Annotated in this window: 21 protein-coding genes; 12 read left to right on the top strand and 9 right to left on the bottom strand. The window is 38.4% G+C overall.

All coding sequences use genetic code 11. The features are described from left to right. Positions 1–7: 7 nt before the first annotated feature. The 8 genes from M030_RS0106400 to M030_RS0106365 form a co-directional block, all read right to left on the bottom strand. Complete coding sequence (locus M030_RS0106400) at positions 8–1906, bottom strand: AMP-binding protein (protein WP_027372734.1); 1899 nt, start codon at positions 1904–1906, stop codon at positions 8–10. 66 nt (positions 1907–1972) lie between these two features. Then, positions 1973–2335, bottom strand: coding sequence for a response regulator transcription factor (locus M030_RS0106395; protein ID WP_027372733.1), 363 nt, complete (start codon positions 2333–2335; stop codon positions 1973–1975). Positions 2336–2344: 9 nt separating this feature from the next. Next, positions 2345–5047 (bottom strand): ATP-binding protein, encoded by a 2703-nt coding sequence (locus M030_RS0106390; RefSeq protein WP_034722205.1) that lies wholly within the window; start codon positions 5045–5047, stop codon positions 2345–2347. Beyond that, the gene (locus M030_RS0106385) at positions 5040–5234 is read right to left on the bottom strand and encodes a hypothetical protein (RefSeq protein WP_027372731.1); all 195 of its coding nucleotides are present in this window, start codon (positions 5232–5234) and stop codon (positions 5040–5042) included. Before M030_RS0106385 ends, M030_RS0106390 begins: the two co-directional genes overlap by 8 nt. Before the next feature lie 78 nt (positions 5235–5312). Continuing rightward, positions 5313–5540 (bottom strand): DUF6814 family protein, encoded by a 228-nt coding sequence (locus tag M030_RS0106380; RefSeq protein WP_027372730.1) that lies wholly within the window; start codon positions 5538–5540, stop codon positions 5313–5315. 43 nt (positions 5541–5583) lie between these two features. Then, positions 5584–7164: an MFS transporter gene (locus M030_RS0106375; RefSeq protein WP_027372729.1), complete on the bottom strand. Its 1581-nt coding sequence runs from the start codon at positions 7162–7164 to the stop codon at positions 5584–5586. 207 nt (positions 7165–7371) lie between these two features. Then, the gene (locus M030_RS0106370) at positions 7372–8751 is read right to left on the bottom strand and encodes a hypothetical protein (protein ID WP_027372728.1); all 1380 of its coding nucleotides are present in this window, start codon (positions 8749–8751) and stop codon (positions 7372–7374) included. A gap of 191 nt (positions 8752–8942) precedes the next feature. Beyond that, positions 8943–9359, bottom strand: coding sequence for a helix-turn-helix domain-containing protein (locus M030_RS0106365; RefSeq protein ID WP_027372727.1), 417 nt, complete (start codon positions 9357–9359; stop codon positions 8943–8945). A gap of 160 nt (positions 9360–9519) precedes the next feature. On the opposite strand from M030_RS0106365, the gene M030_RS23815 reads away from it, so the two are divergent. The 8 genes from M030_RS23815 to argH all read left to right on the top strand — a co-directional run bounded on the left by M030_RS23815 (position 9520) and on the right by argH (position 18191). Then, positions 9520–10119 (top strand): GNAT family N-acetyltransferase, encoded by a 600-nt coding sequence (locus M030_RS23815; protein WP_198417441.1) that lies wholly within the window; start codon positions 9520–9522, stop codon positions 10117–10119. After that, on the top strand, positions 10091–11287 hold the full coding sequence (locus M030_RS0106355) for an argininosuccinate synthase (protein WP_027372726.1): 1197 nt from the start codon (positions 10091–10093) through the stop codon (positions 11285–11287). Before M030_RS23815 ends, M030_RS0106355 begins: the two co-directional genes overlap by 29 nt. 55 nt (positions 11288–11342) lie before the next feature. Next, complete coding sequence (gene argC, locus M030_RS0106350; protein WP_027372725.1) at positions 11343–12308, top strand: N-acetyl-gamma-glutamyl-phosphate reductase; 966 nt, start codon at positions 11343–11345, stop codon at positions 12306–12308. Positions 12309–12429: 121 nt separating this feature from the next. Continuing rightward, positions 12430–13569, top strand: coding sequence for an aspartate aminotransferase family protein (locus M030_RS0106345; protein WP_027372724.1), 1140 nt, complete (start codon positions 12430–12432; stop codon positions 13567–13569). A gap of 200 nt (positions 13570–13769) precedes the next feature. After that, entirely contained in the window at positions 13770–14720 is a 951-nt protein-coding gene (locus M030_RS0106340) for an N-acetylornithine carbamoyltransferase (protein ID WP_027372723.1), read from the top strand. Between the two features lie 68 nt (positions 14721–14788). After that, complete coding sequence (gene argB / locus M030_RS0106335) at positions 14789–15583, top strand: acetylglutamate kinase (protein ID WP_027372722.1); 795 nt, start codon at positions 14789–14791, stop codon at positions 15581–15583. Further along, positions 15558–16640: a M20 family metallo-hydrolase gene (locus tag M030_RS0106330; RefSeq protein WP_027372721.1), complete on the top strand. Its 1083-nt coding sequence runs from the start codon at positions 15558–15560 to the stop codon at positions 16638–16640. Before argB ends, M030_RS0106330 begins: the two co-directional genes overlap by 26 nt. A gap of 246 nt (positions 16641–16886) precedes the next feature. Then, the gene (gene argH / locus M030_RS0106325; RefSeq protein WP_027372720.1) at positions 16887–18191 is read left to right on the top strand and encodes an argininosuccinate lyase; all 1305 of its coding nucleotides are present in this window, start codon (positions 16887–16889) and stop codon (positions 18189–18191) included. A 287-nt stretch (positions 18192–18478) separates the two neighbouring features. On the opposite strand, the gene M030_RS0106320 is transcribed toward argH, so the two are convergent. After that, the gene (locus M030_RS0106320) at positions 18479–18940 is read right to left on the bottom strand and encodes an Lrp/AsnC family transcriptional regulator (RefSeq protein ID WP_027372719.1); all 462 of its coding nucleotides are present in this window, start codon (positions 18938–18940) and stop codon (positions 18479–18481) included. Between the two features lie 241 nt (positions 18941–19181). Here M030_RS0106320 and M030_RS0106315 point away from each other — a divergent pair, with 241 nt between their 5' ends. The 4 genes from M030_RS0106315 to carB all read left to right on the top strand — a co-directional run bounded on the left by M030_RS0106315 (position 19182) and on the right by carB (position 24999). Beyond that, positions 19182–20072, top strand: coding sequence for an aspartate carbamoyltransferase catalytic subunit (locus tag M030_RS0106315; RefSeq protein ID WP_027372718.1), 891 nt, complete (start codon positions 19182–19184; stop codon positions 20070–20072). A gap of 210 nt (positions 20073–20282) precedes the next feature. Beyond that, positions 20283–21356 (top strand): carbamoyl phosphate synthase small subunit, encoded by a 1074-nt coding sequence (locus tag M030_RS0106310; protein WP_027372717.1) that lies wholly within the window; start codon positions 20283–20285, stop codon positions 21354–21356. Between the two features lie 53 nt (positions 21357–21409). Further along, positions 21410–21760, top strand: a complete 351-nt coding sequence (locus M030_RS0106305) for a four helix bundle protein (RefSeq protein WP_027372716.1) — start codon at positions 21410–21412, stop codon at positions 21758–21760. Positions 21761–21816: 56 nt separating this feature from the next. Continuing rightward, positions 21817–24999, top strand: a complete 3183-nt coding sequence (carB, locus tag M030_RS0106300) for a carbamoyl-phosphate synthase large subunit (protein ID WP_027372715.1) — start codon at positions 21817–21819, stop codon at positions 24997–24999. Positions 25000–25303 lie beyond the last annotated feature (304 nt).

Below are 25303 nucleotides of genomic sequence, written 5' to 3'. Positions count from 1 at the left end.
TTTATGTTTAATTTCCGGTTTTACCCCTATATTCCCTGATTTTTTCCTGAATTTCCTCAATGATTTTTTCGTCATCTATCGTCGATGGAATCTGGAAATCTTTTCCATCCAATAAGGTTCGGATAAGCTTTCTTAAAATCTTTCCCGAACGGGTTTTGGGTAAACGCTTGACAACCATAGCGTTTTTTAAAAATGCAACAGCACCAATTTTTTCGCGAACCATTCCGATGATGTCTTTTTCAACTTCTTTTTCAGAAATGCCCGATCCGTTTTTTAAAACCACGGCAGCAAAAGGAACCTGACCTTTTAAATCGTCATCAATTCCCACTACTGCACATTCTGCCACATCAGGGTGTGACGAGACAATTTCTTCCATTTCGGAAGTAGAAAGTCTGTGTCCGGCCACATTAATGACATCATCAACTCTTCCCGTAATGAAAATATATCCGTCTTCGTCCCGTATGGCGCCGTCTCCTGAAAAATAATACCCTGTATACTGAGAAAGATAGCTGCTTTGGAAACGCTCATCATCTTTCCAGATTCCCAGCATAGCACCAGGAGGAAGCGGAAGTTTTATAACCAGATATCCTTCATGGTGCGGATCGAGCTCTAAGCCGTTTTCGTCAAATATTTTAATATCATATCCGGGAATAGGTCTTCCTGCAGAAGCTCTCTTGATATGATAATCTTCACCGGAAGTCAGTAATCCCAGCATAGGCCAGCCAGATTCGGTCTGCCACCAGTGATCAATAGCAGGAACTCCGATGTGCTCTGCAAACCAGTCTAAGGTCGCCACATCACATCTTTCACCGGCAAGAAATTGCTTCCTGAAGTGGCTAAGATCATATTTTTTTACAAGTTCCCCGTTCGGGTCTTCTTTTTTAATGGCTCTGATAGCAGTAGGCGCAGTAAACATCACAGAGACTTTGTATTCTGAAATAATTCTCCAGAACGTTCCTGCGTCAGGAGTCATGATCGGTTTTCCTTCAAAAATAATCGTTGTATTTCTATTAATTAATGGTCCGTAAACAGAGAAGCTGTGTCCGACTGCCCAGCCAAAATCGGAGGCTGCCCAATACGTTTCTCCGGGTTCAACACCATAAACGTATTTCATAGAAAATTTCAGGGCTGTAGCATAGCCTCCGGTATCCCGGACAATTCCCTTAGGTTTTCCTGTTGTTCCTGAAGTGTAAAGCAAATAAAGAGGATGCGTAGACTCAACCGATACACAGTCAACCGGCTCTGATTTTTGAACCAATTCTTCGTAATCAATCAAGCCGTCAAACATTTCGTCTTGATTGTCAACTAATTTTCTGTTGTAAACAATAATATTATCGACTTTGTCCTGTGCAAGCTCGATTGCTTTTTCCACGAGAGGTAAATAAGGGATTCTTTTGGCGATTTCTATTCCTGCTGTTGCTGTAATTAAGACTTTAGGTTTGCAATCGTCAATTCTTACAACTAATTCGTGAGGTGCGAAACCTCCGAAAACGACATTGTGAATGACACCAATCCTTGCACAGGCCAGCATGGCAAAAAGCGTCTGCGGAATCATCGGCATATAGATAACAGCAGTGTCTCCTTTTTGTAATCCTAATGAAGAAAGGCCTCCTGCAAGTTTTGAAATTTCTTCCTGAGCTTGTTTGAAGGTGTATGTTTTCTTCTGATGAGTTACAGGAGAGTCGTAAACAATCGCTGTCTGATCCCCAAAACCATCTTCAATGTGTTTATCTATGCATAAATAGCACATATTAAGCTGCCCGTCCGTAAACCACTCAGGGTAATTATTCTGATCAGTTGAAAGAATCTGTTGTGGAAACTGAAACCATGGTATTGCTTCAGCTTGTTCCTTCCAGAAAGCTTCCTTATCTTCTATACTTTGTTTAAATAAAATATCTGTATCCATATCAATATTCGTGTATTTGGTGGTTTCTGTCATTGCAGGTTGTAAAGCAACAAAGTAATCTTCTGTTTACCCAAACATCTCCTCAATCTGCTGCATCAGCTTCTTAATTGAGTAGGGCTTCGTTACGTACGCATCGGCTCCCATTTCCATTCCTTTTTCAATATCCCGAGGATTGTTTTTAGCGCTCAGGAAAATAACCTTTGTGTCTTTTAGTTTTTCATCCTGCTTAATGATGTCCAAAGTACTGTAACCGTCAAGATTAGGCATCATGATATCGAGAAGAATGACATCCGGAACCATGGTTTTCAGAAAGTCGAGCACTTCAGTTCCGTCCCGTGCAATATAAACATCATAGCCGTTTTTCTTAAAACTGTATTCGAGGGACATTAATATTTTGTGTTCGTCATCGGCAATGATTATCTTTTTCATACATAGGTTTTAATGGTGTTCAACTTCATTTTTTATCTCTTTTATAGTTTTTTCAGGAATGCTTATGGTGAAGGTCACACCCAGTCCACTGTTTTCAGCTTTGATGTTTCCACCGTGCGCTTGCACAATTTTTTTTGAAATGGCAAGCCCCAGTCCGCTTCCTGTAGGTTTTAAAATATTCTGATTTCTGGATTGATAAAACTTGGCAAAAATCATTTCCAGATCTTCTTCAGGAATGTGTTTCCCGGTATTGAAGAAGCTGATGATTAATTTTTCGTCTTTTTCTGATAATTTGGTTTGAATGGTGCCTTGTTCATCCGTGAATTTTAAGGCGTTTCCCAAAATATTCTGAAACAATTGAATCATCCTCGCTTCATCATATTCAAATATAAACTGATTTAAAAGATTAACTTCACTTAAATGAATGTTTTTCTGCTGTATCAGGTGAAGAAGAGGGTTTACAGCTTTTTTATACGTTTCAATAATGTTGTTTTCCCGGATATGCAAAGATATTTCCCCGTGTTGCAGCTTATCCAGATACAGGATATCGTTGATGATTTCACTTAAGCGGTCAGATTCTGTAATAATATTATTTAAAAATTCCTGTTTGATTTCAAAAGGAATGTCATCGTCATCTGCCAAGATTTCTCCTGCAGAACGGATGGCAGTGATAGGAGTTCTTAATTCGTGAGCTACAGAATCCAGGAAGTCGTCTTTCTGGCGGTCTTTAATGATCAGGCTTTCGTTGGCGGTTCGCAAATCGTCGGAAAGCTTTTGTAATTCTTCAGATTGTTCGGTAAGTTTTTTATTTAAGCTGATATTTTCCTGAGACTCTTCAAGGATATTCAATACTTCCTTCAAAGATATTTTATCTTCTTTCGTAACGCCTTCAATTAAGATTTTGGCTGAAGCAGTACCGATTCGTCCTGCCAGAAGGTTTTCTGAGAATTTAATAAACCGCGAATCTGCGGTTTCGGTTTGGGAATCAATATTATATTTTAAATTGAAAATCCGCAGTGCCTGTTCTGTTTTATTTTTACCCAAAAATCGTTCAAGAATATTTTTAATATCCGAAACATAAGCCGTTCCGCGCCAGATAAATGCATTTTCATGATTTTGAATATACTTATCTATATCTACATAAAGCTCGGCAAAATTCCGTTCCCTGTAATTTCCTTTTGTACTCACTGAAATAATGGTGAATAAACCGGTATTTACCAAAAGAGACCAGAAGAAAATCTGGGGAATCCTGCCGAGATAAGGAATGGCGAAAAAACCGAAACCATCATACATGTCTCTTAGAATTCCCTTGAGTTCCTGGTTGTAAGAAAAATAATACTGTGGAATAATTAATCCGAAATAACAAATAACCAAGCCGGCAGCCAACCCGACAACAGCTCCTTTATAACTTCCGCGTCTCCAGAATAACGCGCCAAAAAAAGCAGGGGCCAGCTGTCCGATGATCACAAAAGAGATAAGGCCCACTGAATCCAGTGATGTCTTTAAAATAAAATATTTATAGAACACAAACGCCATAATGATCAGGGCGAAAATGCTGAATTTCCGGATATTGGTAATGTTTCTTGTATTTTGTTCCTCATTTTCAGATTTAAACTTACCAAGTAAACCGTAAGGAATAATCAGGTTGTTGGAAAGCATGATGGATAAAGTGATTGCCGAAATGATAATCATCGAAATACACGAGCTTAATCCTCCGAGGAAAACTAAAACGGTAATTAAAGTATTGTCAAAATGCTGCGGAATTAAAATAGAATAGAACTCCGGATTGACTTTCTGGCCGTCAAAGATCAGCCTTCCTCCCCAAGCAATCGGAAAAATGAATACCGTAAATATCAGGAGATAAAGAGGGAAAAACCAGATCGCTGTTTTGATATGTTTTTCCTGTCTGTTTTCTACGATCGCCGTATGAAACTGTCTGGGAAGGATGCAGATTGCCGTTGCAGAAATCATGCATAAAACCATCCAGTTCATTGCGCCCTCAATCCCGTTGAAGGTATTTTTTTCTTTAAAATCTTCAAACCGACTGGCCTTTTGGTAAATATCCGAAAACCCGTCGAATACATAATAAATAACAAAAAAACCAAGGATGATAATGAAGAATAGTTTTAAAAAACTTTCCAAAGCAATTGCTGAGATGATCCCTAATCGTTTTTCAGACGCATCTACATATCGTGTTCCGTAATACGATGAAAATAAAGCAATCAGTATAACTACGAATGTGGCGTTGTCAGTGAGGATATCCTGAGACATCGCTGTTTCTGTTACGAGGTGAAAAGTTTCAGAAATTGCTTTAATCTGCAGGCCAATATAGGGAACAATCGCTAAAAGGCATACAATAGTGATGATGGCACTCAGGCTTCTGCTGTTTCCGTACCGTAACGAAATGAAATCTGCCAGACTGCTTATTTTATTAACCCTGGAAATTCTTACGATCCTTGTATTAATATAAATCCATGCAGGAATGATCATGATGGGGCCAATGTAAATAGGAAGGTAATTAAGTCCGCTTGTCGCAGCTACGCCGATACTTCCGTAGTAGGTCCATGCTGTACAGTATACAGCTAATGATAAAGCGTAGATGTATGGATTATTGATCCAGAGCTTGCTTCTTTTCTTCTCTGCCAGATGAGCAACTAAGAACAGAAGAGCCAGGTAAAAAAGAACCACGAAAAATAATGCAAAACTATTCATCATACTTTTTTACGATGGTCAATGAGATGAGAATGGAAATCATCCAGACTGCGAACAGGTAGATTAAAATCATCGGGTACCCGAAAACTTCCTTTTCGCTGTTGAAAAGAAGTGAGATGGGAATACTGAAAGCAATCATTAATCCGATGCTCAGGATAATCAGTTTTTGTTCGTGTCTCTTTTTCATAAGTGATAATCGAAAAAAGATAATTGATGAACAAATGGGTTGTGGTATCGTTCATCAATTATCATTCATCTCTGTTAATTATATTTTGTCGTCAGAGTATTCCCCTGTTAAGGCGTAATAGCCAAAAACAGCCAGTCCGCCTGAGATAATGGGCATCAGTACAAACAGAATGATAATTCCGAAAACCAGATCTTCTTGTTTTCCTGAGGAAATCTTTGGGATTCCCAGCACTGTAATTCCAAAATATCCTACCACCACAGCAATGGCGATCCAGAGAATACCTAATATTTTTTTTAGTCCGTTCATTTTAGTAGTTTTAAAATTAATAAAAATTTGATTGATTCAGTGGTTAATCGTGAAGATTATTGTTCTTATTTTTAAGATAAAACAATCCGATGATTAAACATACTGTAGCCACTCCGATCGGATACCAGAGTCCCTCGAGATACCAGGTGGCGTGGCCCGCGTCTTTTCCTGTGGTAACCAGATAAGTGGCTACTGCCGGAAGAAGTCCTCCAAACACTCCGTTTCCAATATGGTACGGTAAAGACATTGAGGTGTAGCGGATTCTCACCGGGAACATTTCTACAAGAAACGCTGCAATAGGTCCATATACCATGGTTACAAAAATCACCTGGATAAATACTAAAAAGATCAGGTACCATTTAGTGTCATCACTTAATTTTAAACTTTGCGAAACCTTTGCTTCTTCCGCCTTTCCGTCTTTCATAACCGGTCCGGTCGGAGACCAGTGGGTAATGCTGTCTTTCTTGATTAATGTTCCATCGGTATACAACGTCTCTTTATGAAAGGTGATCAGGCTGTCGGTCGCAATATCTTTATGAATTTTTGCTGTCCTTTTTTCGGTAATTCCGTTAGCGGCTATCGTTTTGCTTTCCAGATTGACGCTTTTAAACATGCTGTCATAAATCGGTCTGTAGGCGAGGATCGCGACCAGCATACCGGTCATCATCACTGCTTTTCTACCAATTTTATCAGACAGCCAACCGAAAAACACGAAGAATGGTGTTCCTAGAAATAGAGCAGTGGCCATGAGGGAATCTACCTGCGCGGATTCTACATTCATTACTTTCTGAAGGAAACTCATTGCATAGAACTGTCCCGTGTACCATATGACTCCTTGTCCCATCGCTGCTCCAAAGAGAGCCAGTAGAACGAATTTAAAGTTATATTTATTTCCGAAGCTTTCTTTTAAAGGATTTTTTGAAGTTTTTCCCTCGCTTTTAGCTTTCGCAAAAAGAGGAGATTCTTTCATGTTTTTTCTGATAATGTAAGAAACCGCAACCATTAAAATGGAAATCCAGAAAGGAACTCTCCATCCCCAGGTATCAAATTCTTCAGCAGAAAGGGTGGTTTTGGTAATTAAAATAACGATCAGTGAAATGAAAAGCCCTGCAGTTGCTGTAGTCTGAATCCACGACGTCCAGTATCCTCTTCGGTGAGGTTGTGCATATTCTGCAACATAAGTGGCTGCGCCTCCATATTCACCTCCAAGTGCTAATCCCTGTAAAAGTCTTAAAATAAGAACTAAAACCGGAGCCATAAAGCCTATGGTTTCATAGCTGGGAATACATCCGATCAGGAATGTAGAAAATCCCATAATTAATAAAGTAACGAGGAAGGTATATTTTCTCCCGATTATATCTCCGAGTCTTCCAAAAAATAAAGCCCCGAATGGTCTTACCACAAATCCTGCCGCAAAAGTGGCTAAGGTTGATAAAAATGCTGCCGTGGGATTATCTGCGGGGAAAAACTTGGTGGCCAGAACAACAGCCAGACTTCCGAAAATATAGAAGTCGTACCATTCGATCAGGGTGCCGAGTGAGGAAGCAGTAATAACGCCCCATATAGTGCGGTTTTTCTGCCGGTCGGTCATGTTTTCGTAGCTTTCGTGGTGATTTTCACTCATATTGATTGATTTTGATGTTAGTGGAAAATACTATTTAATTCATCCGAAATTGTAGGAAATTGAAATTGATTTTTAAACCATTAATGCTCTTTAAATGATTATTGATCATTGAGATAATGGCTTCAGTTTTGAAACTGCATGCTTATTTTTCATATTTAAATCTTAGCCGCCTTAAAACTTTCACTTTTCTTAATGATTAAAATTATTTTACAAGTAGATTTGAAACTGTACAATAAATTCTCCTTTTGAAGAAGGTTTTTCTGTAGGGCTTGTGTAAACCGGCCTTGTTGAATATTGGGTCGTGATTTTTGCATGATGCCCGTCGATAAACCAGTTGGCTCCCACATCGAATTGGGAAGAAGATTTGTCAAAAGCCTCAAAGCTCTTATGGGTGTACGCCGCAAAAGGCTGTATTCTGATTTTTGGCTTTTCTGCCTGACTGGGTAATAGCAAACCGGCCTGTGCGTAGATAATATTACCTGTTCCGATCGTTGGTTGTAGATTTCCGGGTCCTGCGATGGCTTTGTTGCCTATAAAATTAGGATCGGGCGCTGCAATATTCATTGTTCCCAGGTTTCTTACGTAATTCGGGCCGAAATTGTAGTTATAATATCCGGCATATGCAGAAACGGCCATTTTGTTTTTTGCTTCTCCCAGTGGAATGTCTGCAAACGCATCTACAGCGAAAAGAGTGATGTCATGTTTTTCGATGGTTGAATTCACGGATGTTCTTGTACCATCCGCCTGATGATAGAATCCCGCTCCCACATTGAAAACTTTCTTCGTTCCCAGATAAGATCCCACTTTGAAAGGTAGGGTGTTAGATTCTTCATCAAGAAATTGATATTCAACATATCCTGCCTTTGAGAAGCTCGGGTTTCCGTTGTTGTCTACCGCAACAGCTTTTGACGGGTCTGTAACATTGACTGGGGTGAGGTCTGTAGCAAATGGCTTGTTTAAACTAAAACGATATTCAAGTTTTCCGTATTTTCCTTTAGCAAACATTCCAAGCTGTCTGGCAAACTGGTCGGAATTATCGATAAGGGGCCATGAGAAAACAGGCGAGTCAATCGTAAGGAAGTTCAGTGTTGACGCCATAGTCATACGGGAAAGCCCCATATAGTAATGAAGTCCCGCCCCTAAAGATAAACTGAATTTTCCGGCTTCTCCAGGTAAAATAACTGCGTATTCGTTCCAGGCATCATGAAAAAACAATTGAGTCTTCTTTCCGTTTCCGTATCCTCCTGTACCTGTAGTTCCTGTTGCTCCGCCATTGATAAAAGTCTGGTTGTTGATTCCAAAATGAAGGAGAATCATATATCTTTTGGAGATCTGGGCATAGGTCAGGGCGCGTAATCGTCTGTTTCCGATGCTCCAGGAATTGTCTGTGGGCTCCCCTCCAACCATACTTCCCGGATTCATAGAGGTGTTGCGCAACCAAAGCTGATCCCAGAGAATAAATCTGATAAATTTATCGCCGGCAGGATTAAGGTTGACTTTTAATCCATTGCCATAATCAGGAGAGCCCTGCGAATATAAGGATCCACTGATTAGTGCTACTCCAATGAATGTAAGTAATTTCTTCATAAATTATCAATTTTTGGCGTTGTTTTTTGTGAAAGCCAAATTGTAATTAATAATTTATTTATGAAAATTTAATATATATTACTGCTAATACTATAGGTAAAAATTGAGAATTGAAAATTGAAAGTTAAAAATTATTCTATATATAATTGTTTATCAGATATTTGTTTTTAATTTTCTATTGTTATTTTCCGCTATTTTTTGAATCTTTCCCATTTGATCAGCATGTACTTGTCCGCAAATTGAGTAATGATAATTCCTGAATTTTTAATATTTTCTTCCTGGGCAATATACTCAATAAGCTCGTTTTGCTTGAGGATTTTATAGACAGGATGAAATTCAGAATGGGGAGGTCTTGTGATGTTGTATTTTTTAATCCACGAGCTGATGGTGACATGAGAAACACCGATAATTCGTTCAATTTCACGATAACTTAAGCCTTCCAGATAAAGCTGCAGTGCTTTGGTGACATAATAATCGTCAATCTGTTTTCCGAGCTTTTTTACCGTAAAATAATAGTTGCAGTTCTTGCAGTGAAAACGTTGTTTTTCATTAATGATCCCGCTTTTTACCACTTTGCTGCTGTTGCATTTTGGACATGTGTTTTCCATAACTATAGTATTTTAGCAAATATATAATAAATTAGCAAATATTGATTTTTGATTAAAGATAATTTTACCTGTGTAATTTTTTAAAACAAAAAAAATATCTTTTTTATTTGCATTTGAAAGAAAATATATTTTAAATTTGCCAAAAAATTTAGATAAATAAATGGAAATAGAAATTTCCTCATGCGAACATCTAATGTATGTGAGTGAAATACAGCAGGAAATGTATGATTCTGCACAGCGTAGAGGAACGGGAATCGCAAAACGTTCTATCGAATATTTGAGTAAGAAGATTTCAGAGGGCAATGCTGTGGTGGCCACTGAAAACGGAGAGTGGGTAGGTTTCTGTTATATAGAGACCTGGTCACATGGGAAGTTTGTAGCCAATTCGGGACTGATTGTATCGCCCAAATTCAGGAACGGGGGAGTAGCGACTCAGATCAAACATAAGGTTTTCCAGTTATCTAGAGAAAAATACCCGGAAGCAAAAGTATTCGGGTTAACAACAGGACTTGCGGTAATGAAAATCAACAGTGATTTAGGATATAAGCCGGTCATTTATTCTGAACTGACTCAGGATGAAGAGTTTTGGAACGGTTGTAAGAACTGTGTGAATTATGAAATTTTAATGATGAAGGAACGTAAAAACTGTCTTTGTACAGCAATGCTTTTCGTTCCTGATAATAATAAAGTAAACGGTGTTGTCCATAAGCAACCAGAAATTAAATATAACAATGAACAAGAAAGTCATCTTAGCGTTTAGCGGAGGTTTGGATACTTCCTATTGTGCTAAATATCTTAGTGAAACACTAGGGTATGATGTGTACGCAGTTACTGTAAATACCGGAGGTTTTTCGAAAGAAGAAGAAAAAGAGTTGGAGAGAAAAGCTTTACATCTTGGGGTAAAGGAATACAGGTGCGTGGACGCTCAGGAGGATTATTACAATTCATGTGTGAAATATTTGATTTTCGGAAATGTATTGAAAAATAATACCTATCCTCTTTCTGTAAGTGCTGAGCGTACGATTCAGGCCCAGGAAATTGCAAAATATGCAATGGAAGTGAATGCGGACGCTATTGCCCACGGAAGTACAGGGGCCGGAAATGACCAGGTTCGTTTTGATCTGATCTTTCAGGTGATGTGCCCTGATGTAGAAATTATTACGCCAATCCGTGATATGGCTTTGTCCCGTGAAGAGGAGATTGAGTTTTTGAAAAACCATGGCTATGACATGGAGTTCCATAAAGCCCAGTATTCAGTCAATAAAGGTCTTTGGGGAACTTCTGTAGGAGGAAAAGAAACGTTAACGTCAAGAAATTATCTTCCGGAAGAAGCTTTTCCGTCTCAGGTAAAAGAAACTCAGCCTTCAGAGCTTGAAGTTGAATTTAAAAACGGAGAAGTGATTGCTGTGAACGGCGAGCGTTTTGAACATTCAGTATATGCCATCCAAAAAATTGAAGAGTTAGCTTCTGTTTACGGAATCGGGCGTGATATCCATGTGGGAGATACCATTGTGGGAATCAAAGGAAGAGTAGGATTTGAAGCTGCGGCCGCTTCGGTTATTATCAAAGCACACCATTTACTGGAAAAGCACACGCTTTCAAAATATCAGCAAATGATGAAATCCCAATTGTCTGACTGGTATGGAAACTGGCTGCATGAAGCGCTTTTCCTGGATCCTGTGATGAGAAATATCGAGTCTTTCTTAACCGATTCTCAGAAAACAGTAAGCGGAAAAGTATTCATAACACTTCATCCATATCGGTTTGTTTTAAACGGAATTGAGTCTGATCACGATTTGATGTCTGATCAATTCGGAAGCTATGGAGAGGCGAACAGAGTATGGACGGGAGAAGATGTAAAAGGATATACCAAGATTGTAAGCAATTCTTTGAATATATATCATCAGATCAACCAAAATATCAACTAGAGTTCCGAAGGAACGATTTAACCCAGGGTAGGAAGCAATCCTATCAGATTAAAGCATGAAAAAAACAGTAGGAATAGTTGGTGCCAATGGTTATACAGGAAGCGAGTTGATTCGTATACTGGCTTTCCATCCTTATGTGACATTGAGTTTTTTATATAGTCGTTCGAATTCGGGAACAAGAATATCGGATTTGTACCCGGATTTAACGACGGTTTGTGATCAGGTATTAACCCATCAGACAGAAGAGGTTGATGTTCTTTTCCTTTGTCTTCCGCATAAGGAAAGCCAAAACTGGTTAACACAAAATCCGGTTAAGGATGAAACTTTGGTCATTGACCTTGGAAATGATTTCCGTCTCGATGGAAATTTTGAAAACAGAAATTTTATCTACGGATTGCCGGAAATACATAAAAAACAACTGGTGGGGTCGAAGAGTATCGCCAACCCCGGATGTTTTGCAACGGCAATTCAGTTGGCATTACTGCCGTTAGCGGAAAAAGGACTGTTGAACGAGGTTTATACCACAGGAATTACAGGTTCTACAGGTGCCGGACAGTCTTTACAGGCCACGACGCATTTTACCTGGAGAAATGATAATATATCAGCGTATAAAACCTTGACCCACCAGCATGTGGATGAGATTTTACAACAGTTGATTGCATATAATAATAAAGAAGTAAACCTGAACTTCGTTCCATGGAGGGGAGATTTTGCAAGAGGGATTTTTACAAGTTCCACCATGAAGACGGAAATGAAATTGGAGGAAATAGAACAATTGTATCAGGAATTTTATGCAGGAGAGCCTTTCGTGACGGTAAGTCTGAGGGCGGTTGATTTAAAGCAGGTTGTCAATACGAATCGCTGTGTGATTCAGATCGAAAAAAGTGGAAATGTTGCCGTTATTCATTCAGCGATTGACAATTTGTTAAAAGGTGCTTCAGGACAGGCAGTACAGAATATGAATATCGCAATGGGCTGGGAAGAAAATGCCGGATTACACTTAAAACCTATAGCATTTTAAACCTGTTAATGTAAAAAGTATTAATAAAGTCGGAGGTTACGGATCATAGATTACAGGTATTAAGAGAAATGATTATCTATTAATGGTCAACTTTCAACTTTCAATTTTCAACTAAAAAGACATGAATTTATTCAACGTATATCCATTATTCAATATAAACCCGGTTAAAGCTCAGGGATCTTTCCTTTGGGACGATAAAGGAAAACAGTATCTTGACTTTTACGGAGGTCATGCGGTAATCTCTATCGGACATAACCACCCGCATTATCAGACGAAGCTGAAAGAACAATTGGAAAAAATTTCTTTCTACTCCAACTCCGTTCAGAATGAATTGCAGACGGAACTCGCAGAAAAGCTTGGAAAACTGTCAGGATATGAAGATTACAATCTTTTTCTGTGTAATTCAGGAGCCGAAGCTAATGAAAATGCATTGAAACTGGCTTCTTTTCATAACGGAAAGAACAAAGTTTTGTATTTCTCAGGTTCATTTCATGGGAGAACTTCTGCAGCGGTCTCGGTAACAGATAATCCCAAAATCGTGGCACCTGTCAATTTCTCTGAAAGATTTATCAAATCAGAATGGAATGATATTGAACAGCTTGAAAAAACTTTCGAACAGCATGGAAACGAAATTTCTTCCGTAATTATCGAAGGAATTCAGGGTGTAGGTGGAATTATGATTCCAACACCGGAATTTTTATCGAAAATCAAAGACCTGTGTGAAAAATATAACACGGTTTTGATTCTGGATGAGGTACAGTCAGGGTACGGAAGAAGCGGATATTTCTTTGCACATCAGGAATTCGGAATTGAACCGGATATCATTACAACGGCAAAAGGAATGGGAAATGGTTTCCCTGTCGGCGGAGTTTTAATTCATCCGAAATTTGAAGCAAGCAATGGCTTACTGGGAACGACATTCGGGGGAAATCATCTGGCATGTATCGCTTCAATTGCTGTGCTGGATGTGATGAAAGATGAAAACCTCATCGAAAATGCTCAGAAAATGGGCGGGTATATTGAAAACGAAATTAAAGATTTACCACATATTAAATCGATCCGAAGGAAAGGATTGATGATCGGAATAGAACTCGATAGAGACTGTTCAGAAGTAAGGAAAAGCTTGCTGTTTGATCATCATATCTTCACCGGAAACTCCAATGATAAAAGTGTTTTAAGGATTCTTCCTGCACTGAATATCAAAAAAGAGGAGACGGATCTATTCATCAACGCTTTGAAAGAGGTGTTGGCAAATATGTAACGAGAAAGAGTAAAATAGCAAAAAAGAGCAGGAGCGCTATAATCAAAATGCTTGTTTGTCATTCTGAAAGCAAACTGAAATGAAGGATATGAAACTGTACAAAATAATATTTCCCTTTCATCAGAATGACAAACTCTTTCCAACGACTAAGCGAAATCTCAATAAAAGAGTACGCGACAATCTTTAAAATCAATTTTAAAATGAAAAAATTTACAGCTGTAAGCGATGTTGAAAACTTACAGGAAATCATAAAAAAAGCTTTAGAAATCAAAGCAAATCCACTTTCTGAAACAGAAAAAGGAAAGGGAAAGACCATCGGACTTGTATTTTTAAACTCAAGTTTAAGAACCCGTTTAAGCAGTCAGATTGCAGCTCAAAACCTAGGGTTAAATGTTTTAACGTTAAATGCAGCCCAGGAAGCGTGGAATCTTGAATTTGCGGACGGAGCAGTAATGAACGGTGATACGGTAGAACATATCAAAGATGCCATTGAAGTTTTGAATCAATATTGTGATATTATTGCCGTACGTTGTTTCGCAGGAATGAAGAGCAAAGAAGATGATGTGAATGAAAGTATTCTGAGCCAGTTTGAAAAACATGCAAAAGTACCTGTTATTTCCCTGGAATCTGCAACTCGCCACCCGCTTCAGAGTTTAGCAGACTGTATTACCATTACGGAAAACTGGAAAAAAGATCACAAGCCAAAAGTAGTTCTTACCTGGGCACCGCATATCAAGCCGATCGCCCATGCTGTAGGAAATTCTTTTGCAGAATGGATGCAGGAAATGGATGTTGAGCTGCTGATTGCCAATCCGGAAGGATATGACCTGGATCCTGTTTTTACAAAAGATACAAAAGTAATTCATGATCAGGATGAAGCATTGAAAGATGCGGATTTTATTTATGTTAAAAACTGGTCATCCTTTGACGACTATGCTGCGATGCCTGAAGTAAAAGGAGACTGGATGCTGACCAACGAAAAGCTGGAGAGTACCAACAATGCCAAAGTAATGCACTGCCTGCCGGTTCGTCGTAATGTTGAATTAAGCGATGAAGTAATGGATGGCGAAAATTCAATTATTTACCAACAGGCAAAGAATCGTATTTTCTCAGCCCAAGCCGTCTTCAGTGAAATTTTAGACAGTATATAAAGTCCCGAAGGGACGATTTAACCCCAAGATAGGAATCCATTCCTAATTAGTTCTAATGTAAAGTAAAAATGAAACAGAAAATATACATCATAAAAATAGGCGGAGCGCTCATTGATGATGAACGATTACTGGATCAGTTTTTAGATCAGTTTTCCGATATCAAAGAAAGAAAGATCCTTGTGCACGGCGGAGGGAAGCTGGCTACGACCTTAGCTGATAAGCTGGGAATCGAGCAGAAAATGATCAATGGAAGGAGGATAACCGATAAGGAAACATTGGATATTGTAACAATGGTTTATGCCGGGGGAATCAATAAAAATATCGTAGAAAAGCTTCAGCAGAAAAAATGCAATGCCATTGGCTTTTCCGGTGCAGACGGAAACCTGATCAAAGCTAAAAAAAGAGAACATCCTGAAATTGATTTCGGATTTGTAGGGGATATCAATAAAAAAAGTGTGAACAGGAAACTGGTTTCAAAACTTATCAAGCTGGATCTTGTGCCGGTATTTTCGGCCATAACACATGATAAAAAGGGTAATCTTTTCAATACCAATGCTGATACAATTGCCTCTGTAATGGCGCAGGCATTATCTGAAAAGTATGAAGTGGAATTATTATACTGCTTTGATAAAGAAGGGGTGCTGGAAGATGTGAATGACCCTGAATCATTAATCAAAACGGTTTCTGAAGAAGAATTTACCGTATTAAAGGAAGAAGGAAAACTTCACAAAGGGATTTTACCCAAACTTGAAAATGCTCTAGGAGCGATAAAAAATAATGTAGATAAGGTGTTTCTGATTAAAGAAACAGAATTAAAAAACCATATAGAGAATCATCATGCAGGAACTGAAATCTGTTTATAATAAAGAAGAATTATTGAATAATGCGGTCGGATTGCTTAAAAATTTGATTGAGATTCCTTCATTCAGTAAAGATGAATTCAATACTTCGGTAGAAATAGAGAACTTTTTTAAAAAGCATCAGATTCCGACGAAGCGTTTTAAAAATAACATCTGGGCGGTGAATAAGAACTTTGACGTGTTCAAGCCGTCTGTCTTATTAAACACCCATCATGATACGGTAAAGCCAAATAAAGCGTACACCCTTGATCCGTTTGTACCCGTAGAAAAAGATGGAAAGTTGTATGGACTGGGAAGTAATGATGCAGGAGCTTCTCTGGTTTCTATGGCGCAGGTTTTTTTACATTTTTATCATAAAGAAGATTTACAATATAATTTAGTTATTGCTTTGACGGCAGAGGAGGAGATCTCAGGATTTGATGGAATCGAAGCTTTATTTCCGCAGCTACCCAATGTAGAACTCGCTATTGTAGGAGAACCCACGCAGATGAATCTGGCGATTGCAGAAAAAGGTCTTTTGGTGATTGATGGAGAAATGAAAGGTACTCCTTCTCATGCCGCTCATCCTAATGATGACAATTCGATTGTGAAATGCATGCAGGATTTGCAGAATATTTTAAACTTTAAATTTCCAAAAGTTTCGGAATATCTGGGTGAGGTTAAAATTACTTTATCAGGAATTCACGCAGGAGTCCAGCACAACGTTGTTCCCGAGTCATGTAATTTCACATTGGATGTAAGGGTAACGGATGAGTATTCCAATCAGGAAGCCTTTGCAATCATTCAGTCTCAAATGAAATCTACCCTTACGGCGAGGTCTTTCAGGTTGAATTCCTCAAAAATTGAAATGGATCACCCGTTTGTAAAAGCAGGTCTTGAAATCGGAAGGACAACCTATGGTTCGCCTACCTCCTCAGATCAGGCCATTATTCCATGTACATCGGTGAAAATAGGCCCCGGAGACAGTAGGCGCTCTCACACGGCGGATGAATTCATCTATATCAATGAAATAGAAGAAGGGATAGAAATCTATATCCGGATTTTAGAAAAAGTGTTATAAAGATATCAGAAACCGGACATCAGGTATCAGATGAGAATAAAAAGTCTGATGTCTGATATCTGGATTCTGGAGTCAACAATATATGTTTTGACTACGCTCAGCAGGCAGCAAAGTTGATGTTTTTAATAAAGATTTATGCAAGAATTACCATTAGAAATGAGACTTTGAATAAGGAAATGTTTTTTTATAGTTAATAATAAGGATGCTTTGCTGAGCATGTCAAAACCAATTAATAAATCATATGTTATGAAAAAAATATGGCAGAAGGATGACCTTGCCACCAATATATTAGTCAATAACTTTACCGTAGGAAAAGATCTTGACTTTGACGAACGTTTAGCAAAATATGATGTTAAAGGTTCTATGGCCCATTGTAAAATGTTGGCAGAAACAGGGATTATTTCTCAGGAAGAATCCGAACAAATGTTATACGTTTTAAGTACAATCCTTGATACAATTGAAGACGGTAGTTTTGAAATTGATAAAGAAGCTGAGGATATCCATTCTCAGATAGAAGCGATTCTCATTGAAGAACTGGGAGATACAGGAAAGAAAATTCATACCGCAAGATCAAGAAATGACCAGGTTTTATTGGATATTAAATTGTATCTTCTGGATGAGATTCGTGAAATAACAGCATTGACAGATGAGTTTTTCCAGATTTTAATCAAATTGGCAGATCAGCATAAAAATGTTCTGCTTCCGGGATATACGCATTTGCAGATTGCCATGCCTTCGTCTTTCGGATTGTGGTTTGGAGCGTATGCAGAAGCTTTGTTAGACGATGTTGAAATGTTGTTTTCCACAAAGAATATTATCAACAAAAATCCATTAGGTTCAGCGGCAGGGTATGGTTCTTCTTTCCCGATTAACCGTGAAAGTACGACATACAACTTAGGTTTCCAGTCGATGAATTATAATTCGGTATATGCACAGATGACGCGTGGAAAATCAGAGAAATTACTTTCAATGGCAATGGCAACATTGGCAGGAACTCTGGGCAAATTTGCATATGATGTTTGTCTGTATTTAAATCAGAATTTTGACTTCATCAGTTTCCCTAAAGAATTTACCACGGGAAGCAGCATCATGCCTCATAAGAAAAATCCTGATATTTTTGAGCTGGTTCGTGCACGGTGCAACAGAATCCAGGCTCTACCGAATGAGCTTATTTTGCTGACCAATAATCTTCCTTCAGGATATCACAGAGACGTACAGTTGACCAAAGAAATTCTTTTCCCTGCCATCGACTCCTTAAAAGAATGTCTGGAAATTGTAAGCTATACTTTACCGAATATCCAGGTTAAAGACGGAATTCTTGAGGACGAAAAATATAAATATCTTTTCAGTGTAGAGAAGATTAATCAGGAAGTGAAAAATGGAAGTTCGTTCCGTGACGCTTATGTAAAAGTAGGGCAGGAGATCGAAAACAATGAATTTGAATTCGAACCCGGAAATCTTGATCACACCCACCAGGGAAGTTTAGGGAACCTTTGCCTGGATAAAATAGAATATCAGTTTAATAAACTGAAAAATAAATTATTGGGTTAGAATCTAAACCATTAAGATTATAGACATACTTGAGCCGGATCAGTAGAAGCTTAAAAAGTTTTTTTTAGCCCGCTGTCTTTTTCGTTGTGAAATAAATCCTTAATCTTAATAAATCTTAACGGCTTAAGGTATCTTAATGGTTGGATTTTATTCCGCTCTTTGACTTCAATGGTTGATTTTTAATACTGACTAAGGTTGAAAATTGAGATTAAATACTGCTAAAATTTATCGGAGATAAATCCTTTTGCACCTTCATGTATAAGAACAAATGGTCTAAAATGAAAAAATTACTCCAGATCAATTTTGAATTTAGTAGATTTTTTAACCTCATGAAGCACGATTGAACTGTGGTATTGCCCGATATTGGGAAGGTTTGAAATAACGTTCACCGCAAATTCATTGTAAGAATTAATGTCTTTGGCAATAATCTTCAACATATAATCGTACTCTCCGGAAAGACTGATGATTTCCTGTACCTCGTCATACTTTCCGATGTGCTTCTCAAAAGTCTCCAATACTTTCTTGGATTGCTCCTTAAGACGCACATTACAATAGACGACAATATTCAGACCCAGTTTTTCACGGTTTAAAAGACCTACGTATTTTTCAATGATCCCCTGCTTCTCCAGTTGTTTGATCCTTTCATACGTTGGAGTAAAGGTAAGACCTATCTTTTCTGATATTTCCTTTACTGATAAGGTAGAGTCTTCCTGAATAATGCTGAGAATCATTTTGTCTTTTAAATCCATAGAACTGATTTGAGTTGTAACAAAAATATTAATTTTAAATGAGAATAAGGAAATCCCGAAGTTTTTAATTTATTTTAAACTTAATTTTTGCAGGTTCATAAATTTGTTGTATCTTTGCACCTAATGAATAAAAAAGCATTTATATCATTAGATTTACCGGGCGAAAGCGCCCTTTACGATATTTATTGTTATTAAGCGAAGATAGTTGTCTTCGCTTTTTTTATGCCCAAAAATAAGAATTATGTTTACGATTACAGAACTAAGCACCGAGAGAATCAACAGTATACTGACAGAAGCGCTGGCTTTTGCAAATGGTAAAACTGCCAAAATTGAAGGAGAAGTTTTTTGCTCAAACCTTTTCTTCGAAGACAGCACAAGAACGAAAACAAGTTTTGATCTTGCAGAAAGAAAACTGGGACTACAGGTTGTTCCTTTTGATGCCTCTCACAGTTCGGTAAACAAAGGAGAAAGCCTTTATGACACGGTGAAAACGATTGAAAGTATCGGAGTCAACTTAGTCGTGATCCGCGATAAGAAAGACAGATACTTTGAAGAATTAAAAAATATTAATATTCCCGTAATCAACGGAGGAGATGGAACGGGAAATCACCCTTCACAATGTATGCTGGATTTGCTGACCATCTATCAGGAATTCGGAACATTTGAAGGATTAAAGGTAGGAATTGTAGGAGACGTAAAACATAGCCGCGTAGCCAACTCTAATGCTGAAGCCTTAAGAAGACTGGGCGCTAAAGTATACTTCTCAGGACCGGAACAATGGTTTGATGAAGGGGCCCTGATCAACGGAACTTATATGTCAGTAGATGAATTGATCGGTGAAGTAGATGTTCTGATGCTGTTAAGAATCCAGCATGAAAGACATGATGCTGCCATGAGCTTTACCGCTTCAGAATATCATAAAAGATATGGCCTGACTAAAGAAAGGGAACACGTAATGAAAAAAGAAGCCATCATTATGCACCCGGCACCGATCAACAGAGGAGTGGAAATAGATTCAGACCTTGTAGAATGTGAAAGATCAAGAGTATTTAAACAAATGCAAAACGGAGTCTTCGCAAGAATGGCCATTTTAAAGGAGGCGTTAGAAAGCAAAGGTTATACTTTTAAATAAGATCCAAGTTAAAAGTAAAAAAGCAAAGAGCCTCGTAGAGGCGACCTGTTAATAGCCACAGGGTAAACCCCCTGGAAGATAATAATGACAATAGTTGTGTAAGCCTTGTAAGGGCGACCTATTAATAACCATGGGTGAAACCCTTGGGAAAAAGAAAAGCCTTGTAGAATCGACCTGTTAATAAAAAAATAGAAAATCTAAATAGAAAAAATGAAGAAAAAATTAATACTGGAGTCCGGTGAAGTGTTTCATGGAGAAGGTTTCGGAGCAGATTTGGAAACTGCAGGAGAAGTAGTTTTCAATACCGGAATGACAGGGTATCAGGAATTGATTTCTGACCCGTCTTACTGTGGTCAGATAGTTTGTATGACCTATCCGCTGATCGGAAATTATGGTATTAACCGTGATGATTATGAAAGTATCGAGCCGGCAATCAAAGGGCTTATCGTAAAAGAATTGTGCGATCTTCCTTCCAATTTCCGTACTCAGATCACTTTAGATGAATTGTTTAAAAAGAAAAACCTTTCAGGAATTTCAGGAATAGACACAAGAAGACTGACGAGAGTTCTTCGTAACCATGGAGTTGTGAAAGGAAAAATCGTGAATGCTGACGCTGATGAAGCAGCAGTTGCCACAGAACTGAAAGGAACAAGCTTCCCGACCAATCAGGTGGAAGAAGTTTCTACAAAAACACCTTATGCCAACCCAAACAGAGGTTTCAAAGTAGTGTTGGTAGACTTCGGGGCAAAACTGGGAATTATCAGAGAATTATCTCAAAGAAACTGTGATATCATCGTGGTTTCTCAGGATACTACAGCTGAAGAAATCTTATTGATGAACCCGGACGGAATCATGCTGTCAAACGGTCCTGGTGACCCGGAAGATGTACCACACGCTTTAGACATGATCAGAGGATTATTAGGAAAAGTTCCCATCTTCGGAATCTGTTTAGGGCACCAGTTAATCGGTCTTGCTTGTGGAGCAAAAACATTTAAACTGAAATTCGGACACAGAGGAGGAAACCATCCTGTACTGGATTTAGAGAAAAATACAGTAGCCATCACTTCCCAAAACCACGGATATGCAGTAGATCAGGAAAGTCTGAAAGGAACAGACCTTATCGAAACGCACATCGCTTTGAACGACAGAACCAACGAAGGATTAAAACACAAAATTCACCCTTGCTTCTCTGTTCAGTATCACCCGGAAGCGAGCCCTGGTCCTGAAGATGCAAACTACCTGTTTGATGAGTTCATTCAATTGATGGAGGATTTTAAAAAGTAAGATTCAAGAGTGGAGAACCAAGAATCAAGAGTCAAGACTTAAGATAAAAATATATGCACAACTTTGAAAATCTACTTTTCTGGCAGAAATCTATTGCATTGGCAAAAAATATATACATTATTTGTCAGGAGATCAGTAGTGATGAAAAGTATGGTTTAATCTCACAGATTAAAAGGTGTACTGTTTCTATTCCGTCTAATATTGCTGAAGGTTCTGGAAGAAATAGCAGTAAAGAGTTTAATCATTTTCTTGCTATTGCTTTAGGTTCTGCATTTGAACTACAAACTCAATTGATTTTGGTTAAAGAGTTAAATCTTTTACCAGAAGAAAAAGTAAACATCTTACTAAAGGAAGTTTCCGAAATTCAAAGAATGATTTATTCATTCAAAAATAAATTAAAATAAAGTCCGATAATCTTGGCTCCTGGCTCTAGAATCTTGACTCTAATAAAAAAAGAAAAATGGCAAAACGTACAGATATAAAAACAATTTTAGTAATCGGTTCAGGACCAATCATCATCGGTCAGGCAGCTGAATTTGATTACGCAGGAACGCAGGCTTGTCTGTCTTTGAAAGAAGAAGGCTACAAGGTAATTTTGATCAACTCAAACCCTGCAACAATCATGACAGATGTGGAAATCGCTGATAAAGTATATATCGAGCCGATTTCATTACAGTTTGTAAGCCACATCATCAGAAAAGAACGTCCGGATGCATTACTTCCAACGCTTGGAGGGCAGACGGGTCTGAATATGGCAGTTGAGTTGGAAAAATCAGGAATCCTTGAAGAATGCAAAGTAGAAGTATTGGGAACCAAGCTTTCTGCCATCAACAGAGCAGAAGACAGAGATCTTTTCCGTGAGTTGATGAGAGAACTGAACGAACCGGTTCCTGAATCTGATATCGTAAACACAGTAGAAGGAGCTCTTGCGTTTGCAGATAATATCGGATATCCGGTGATTGTTCGTCCTGCCTTTACCATGGGAGGTACAGGAGGAGGTATTGCCTCTACTGAAGCTGAATTGAAAGAAATTGCAGAATTGGGTCTTAAGCATAGCCCGGTGACACAGTGTCTTATCGAAAAATCAATTGCAGGTTTCAAAGAAATTGAATACGAAGTAATGCGTGATGCAAACGACAACGCCATTGTAGTTTGTAACATGGAAAATATAGACCCGGTAGGAGTTCACACCGGAGACTCTATCGTAGTAGCACCTTCTCAGACCCTTTCAGACAGAGAGTATCAGTTGTTGAGAAATGCTTCTTTAAAAATCATCAGAGCCTTAGGTATTGAGGGAGGATGTAACGTACAGTTGGCTTTGGATCCACACTCATTCGACTATTATATCATTGAGGTAAACCCAAGAGTTTCCCGTTCATCGGCACTAGCGAGTAAAGCAACAGGATATCCGATTGCAAAGATCGCTGCAAAAATTGCGGTAGGATTAACGCTTGATGAAATCATGAACCCGGTAACAGGAAAAACATATGCATGTTTTGAGCCGGCCCTTGATTACGTGGTAACAAAATTCCCAAGATTCCCATTCGATAAATTTGAAACGGCAGACAGAAGACTTTCTACTCAGATGAAGGCGACAGGAGAAGTAATGGCGATCGGAAGAAACCTTGAAGAATCTCTACAGAAAGCGATCCGTTCATTAGAAACAGGAATCAAGCATTTAGGATTAAAAACCAAGCAAGCTCAGGCTCTTACTGCTGAAGAAATCGAAAGAAGAATCAGAGTATGTGATGATGAGAGATTATTCATCATCGGAGATGCTTTAAGAAGAGGATACGACTGGGAACAGATTGTAGAATGGAGTAAAATCGACAAATTTTTTATCTGGAAACTTAAAAAACTGGTTGATTTCGAAAAAGTAATCGCTGAAAATAAATTTGATAAAGAAACATTAATTGAAGCGAAGAGACTAGGTTTCGCAGATATCAATATCGCAGTTCTTTGGGATGTAAAAGAACGTGAGGTGTTCAATTTCAGAAAAGAAAACGGAGTAATGCCTGTTTACAAAATGGTAGACACCTGCGCCGCAGAATTTGAAAGTGAAACTCCATACTTCTACGGTACTTACGAAGAAGAAAATGAAAGTGTGGTTTCTGATAAAGAAAAGATCATCGTATTGGGTTCAGGACCTATCAGAATCGGACAAGGGGTGGAATTCGACTACGCTACTGTTCACTCTGTTTGGGCAATTAAAGAAATGGGGTACGAAGCGATCATCATCAACAACAACCCTGAAACAGTTTCTACAGACTTCTCAATCTCTGATAAACTATACTTCGAGCCTTTGACAGAAGAAGATGTAATGAACATTATCGAGCTTGAAAAACCAAAAGGAGTAGTCGTACAGTTTGGAGGACAGACTGCGATCAACCTTGCAGATAAATTAGCCTCTCACGGAGTACAGATCTTAGGAACTTCATTAGAAGACCTTGACAGAGCTGAAAACAGAGATAAATTTGAAAAAGCACTTCAGGAAATGGGAATTCCTCAACCAAAAGGAAGAACATCCACTTCAAAAGAAGAAGCCATTAAAATTGCCAACGAAATCGGATACCCGGTATTGGTACGTCCGAGTTACGTTCTGGGAGGTAGAGCAATGGAAATTGTATATGCAGAAGCAGAACTGGCTTACTATATGGAGCATGCAGTAGACGCAAGCCCTGAACACCCTGTTTTGGTTGACAAATACATGGTAGGAAAAGAAATCGAAGTAGATGCGATATGCGACGGTGAAACAGTGGTAATTCCAGGAATTATGGAACATATCGAAAGAGCGGGAGTTCACTCCGGAGACTCTATCGCGGTATATCCGCCACAGAATATCTCCCAAAGCGAAATCGACACTTTGGTAGACTATACAAAGAGATTGGCAAAAGGGCTGAATGTAATCGGATTGATGAACATCCAGTACGTTCTTTTCGAAGGAAATGTATATGTCATCGAAGTAAACCCACGTTCTTCAAGAACAGTTCCTTTCTTATCTAAAATCACTGAAGTTCCTATGGCTAACCTTGCTACAAAAGCAATTTTAGGACAAAAGCTGAAAGATCTTGGATACGAACACGGACTGGTACCCAACAAAGAAGGCGTATTTGTGAAAGTTCCTGTGTTCTCTTTCTCTAAACTAACGAAGGTTGACATCTCTTTAGGCCCAGAAATGAAATCTACAGGAGAGGTTATGGGGAAAGATACAACACTTGAAAAGGCCCTTTACAAAGGATTGGTAGCAGCAGGAAGAAAAGTTCCGATGCACGGATCGATCTTGTTCACAGTGGCAGACAAACATAAAGAAGAAGCAGCTGATCTGGCAGCAAGATTCCATGAAGTAGGATTCAGAATCTGGGCAACGGAAGGAACAGCAAAATTCTTCGAAGAAAAAGGAATTCCTTGCAAAATAGGATACAAAATCGGAGAAGAAGATGTAAATCTTATCGACCTGATCCAGAAAGGGAAAGTTCAGTACGTTGTAAATACTACCACAAAAGGTAAACAAGCTGAAAGAGACGGATTCCAGATCAGAAGAATGAGTGTGGAAAACGGTGTTCCTTGTTTAACATCAATGGATACAGTAGAAGCCATCCTGAAAGTAATCGAAAGCATGAGCTTCAAAATGGAGACGATGTAATTTCGAAAAATAAAAATTCCAAATCCCGTAAGTTTTTCTTGCGGGATTTTTTTATGTAAATAATTGAGATCTAAAGATTTTGTTTTGCTTAAAAGTTTTTAAATTAGTCAGGGAAATTCATTCAGGTTAACGAATGTTGAATTTAGTGTGTAGATTGATTTTCAGATTTAACAATACCATATCCAGGTTAAAACCTTTGAAAACAAAATATGCTTTCAGCCAAACTGAAAGTCGAGTTGATTGCTCACCTATCGAATAATTGTTGGTGTAATTCTCAATTACTTCTTTAAAGTAAAGTAATATG

The sequence above is a fragment of the Chryseobacterium sp. UNC8MFCol genome, assembly GCF_000482305.1.
GTDB classification, from domain to species: Bacteria; Bacteroidota; Bacteroidia; order Flavobacteriales; family Weeksellaceae; genus Chryseobacterium; species Chryseobacterium indologenes.
Note: the sequence above shows the minus strand (reverse complement) of the source record. Positions and strands in the feature narration are given on the sequence as shown.

What these genes read in the sequence shown, in the direction of transcription:
- M030_RS0106400 (WP_027372734.1), bottom strand. Translation starts at nt 1,906, where the DNA reads ATGGATACAGATATTTTATTTAAACAAAGTATAGAAGATAAGGAAGCT.
- M030_RS0106395 (WP_027372733.1), bottom strand. Translation starts at nt 2,335, where the DNA reads ATGAAAAAGATAATCATTGCCGATGACGAACACAAAATATTAATGTCC.
- M030_RS0106390 (WP_034722205.1), bottom strand. Translation starts at nt 5,047, where the DNA reads ATGAATAGTTTTGCATTATTTTTCGTGGTTCTTTTTTACCTGGCTCTT.
- M030_RS0106385 (WP_027372731.1), bottom strand. Translation starts at nt 5,234, where the DNA reads ATGAAAAAGAGACACGAACAAAAACTGATTATCCTGAGCATCGGATTA.
- M030_RS0106380 (WP_027372730.1), bottom strand. Translation starts at nt 5,540, where the DNA reads ATGAACGGACTAAAAAAAATATTAGGTATTCTCTGGATCGCCATTGCT.
- M030_RS0106375 (WP_027372729.1), bottom strand. Translation starts at nt 7,164, where the DNA reads ATGAGTGAAAATCACCACGAAAGCTACGAAAACATGACCGACCGGCAG.
- M030_RS0106370 (WP_027372728.1), bottom strand. Translation starts at nt 8,751, where the DNA reads ATGAAGAAATTACTTACATTCATTGGAGTAGCACTAATCAGTGGATCC.
- M030_RS0106365 (WP_027372727.1), bottom strand. Translation starts at nt 9,359, where the DNA reads ATGGAAAACACATGTCCAAAATGCAACAGCAGCAAAGTGGTAAAAAGC.
- M030_RS23815 (WP_198417441.1), top strand. Translation starts at nt 9,520, where the DNA reads ATGGAAATAGAAATTTCCTCATGCGAACATCTAATGTATGTGAGTGAA.
- M030_RS0106355 (WP_027372726.1), top strand. Translation starts at nt 10,091, where the DNA reads ATGAACAAGAAAGTCATCTTAGCGTTTAGCGGAGGTTTGGATACTTCC.
- argC (WP_027372725.1), top strand. Translation starts at nt 11,343, where the DNA reads ATGAAAAAAACAGTAGGAATAGTTGGTGCCAATGGTTATACAGGAAGC.
- M030_RS0106345 (WP_027372724.1), top strand. Translation starts at nt 12,430, where the DNA reads ATGAATTTATTCAACGTATATCCATTATTCAATATAAACCCGGTTAAA.
- M030_RS0106340 (WP_027372723.1), top strand. Translation starts at nt 13,770, where the DNA reads ATGAAAAAATTTACAGCTGTAAGCGATGTTGAAAACTTACAGGAAATC.
- argB (WP_027372722.1), top strand. Translation starts at nt 14,789, where the DNA reads ATGAAACAGAAAATATACATCATAAAAATAGGCGGAGCGCTCATTGAT.
- M030_RS0106330 (WP_027372721.1), top strand. Translation starts at nt 15,558, where the DNA reads ATGCAGGAACTGAAATCTGTTTATAATAAAGAAGAATTATTGAATAAT.
- argH (WP_027372720.1), top strand. Translation starts at nt 16,887, where the DNA reads ATGAAAAAAATATGGCAGAAGGATGACCTTGCCACCAATATATTAGTC.
- M030_RS0106320 (WP_027372719.1), bottom strand. Translation starts at nt 18,940, where the DNA reads ATGGATTTAAAAGACAAAATGATTCTCAGCATTATTCAGGAAGACTCT.
- M030_RS0106315 (WP_027372718.1), top strand. Translation starts at nt 19,182, where the DNA reads ATGTTTACGATTACAGAACTAAGCACCGAGAGAATCAACAGTATACTG.
- M030_RS0106310 (WP_027372717.1), top strand. Translation starts at nt 20,283, where the DNA reads ATGAAGAAAAAATTAATACTGGAGTCCGGTGAAGTGTTTCATGGAGAA.
- M030_RS0106305 (WP_027372716.1), top strand. Translation starts at nt 21,410, where the DNA reads ATGCACAACTTTGAAAATCTACTTTTCTGGCAGAAATCTATTGCATTG.
- carB (WP_027372715.1), top strand. Translation starts at nt 21,817, where the DNA reads ATGGCAAAACGTACAGATATAAAAACAATTTTAGTAATCGGTTCAGGA.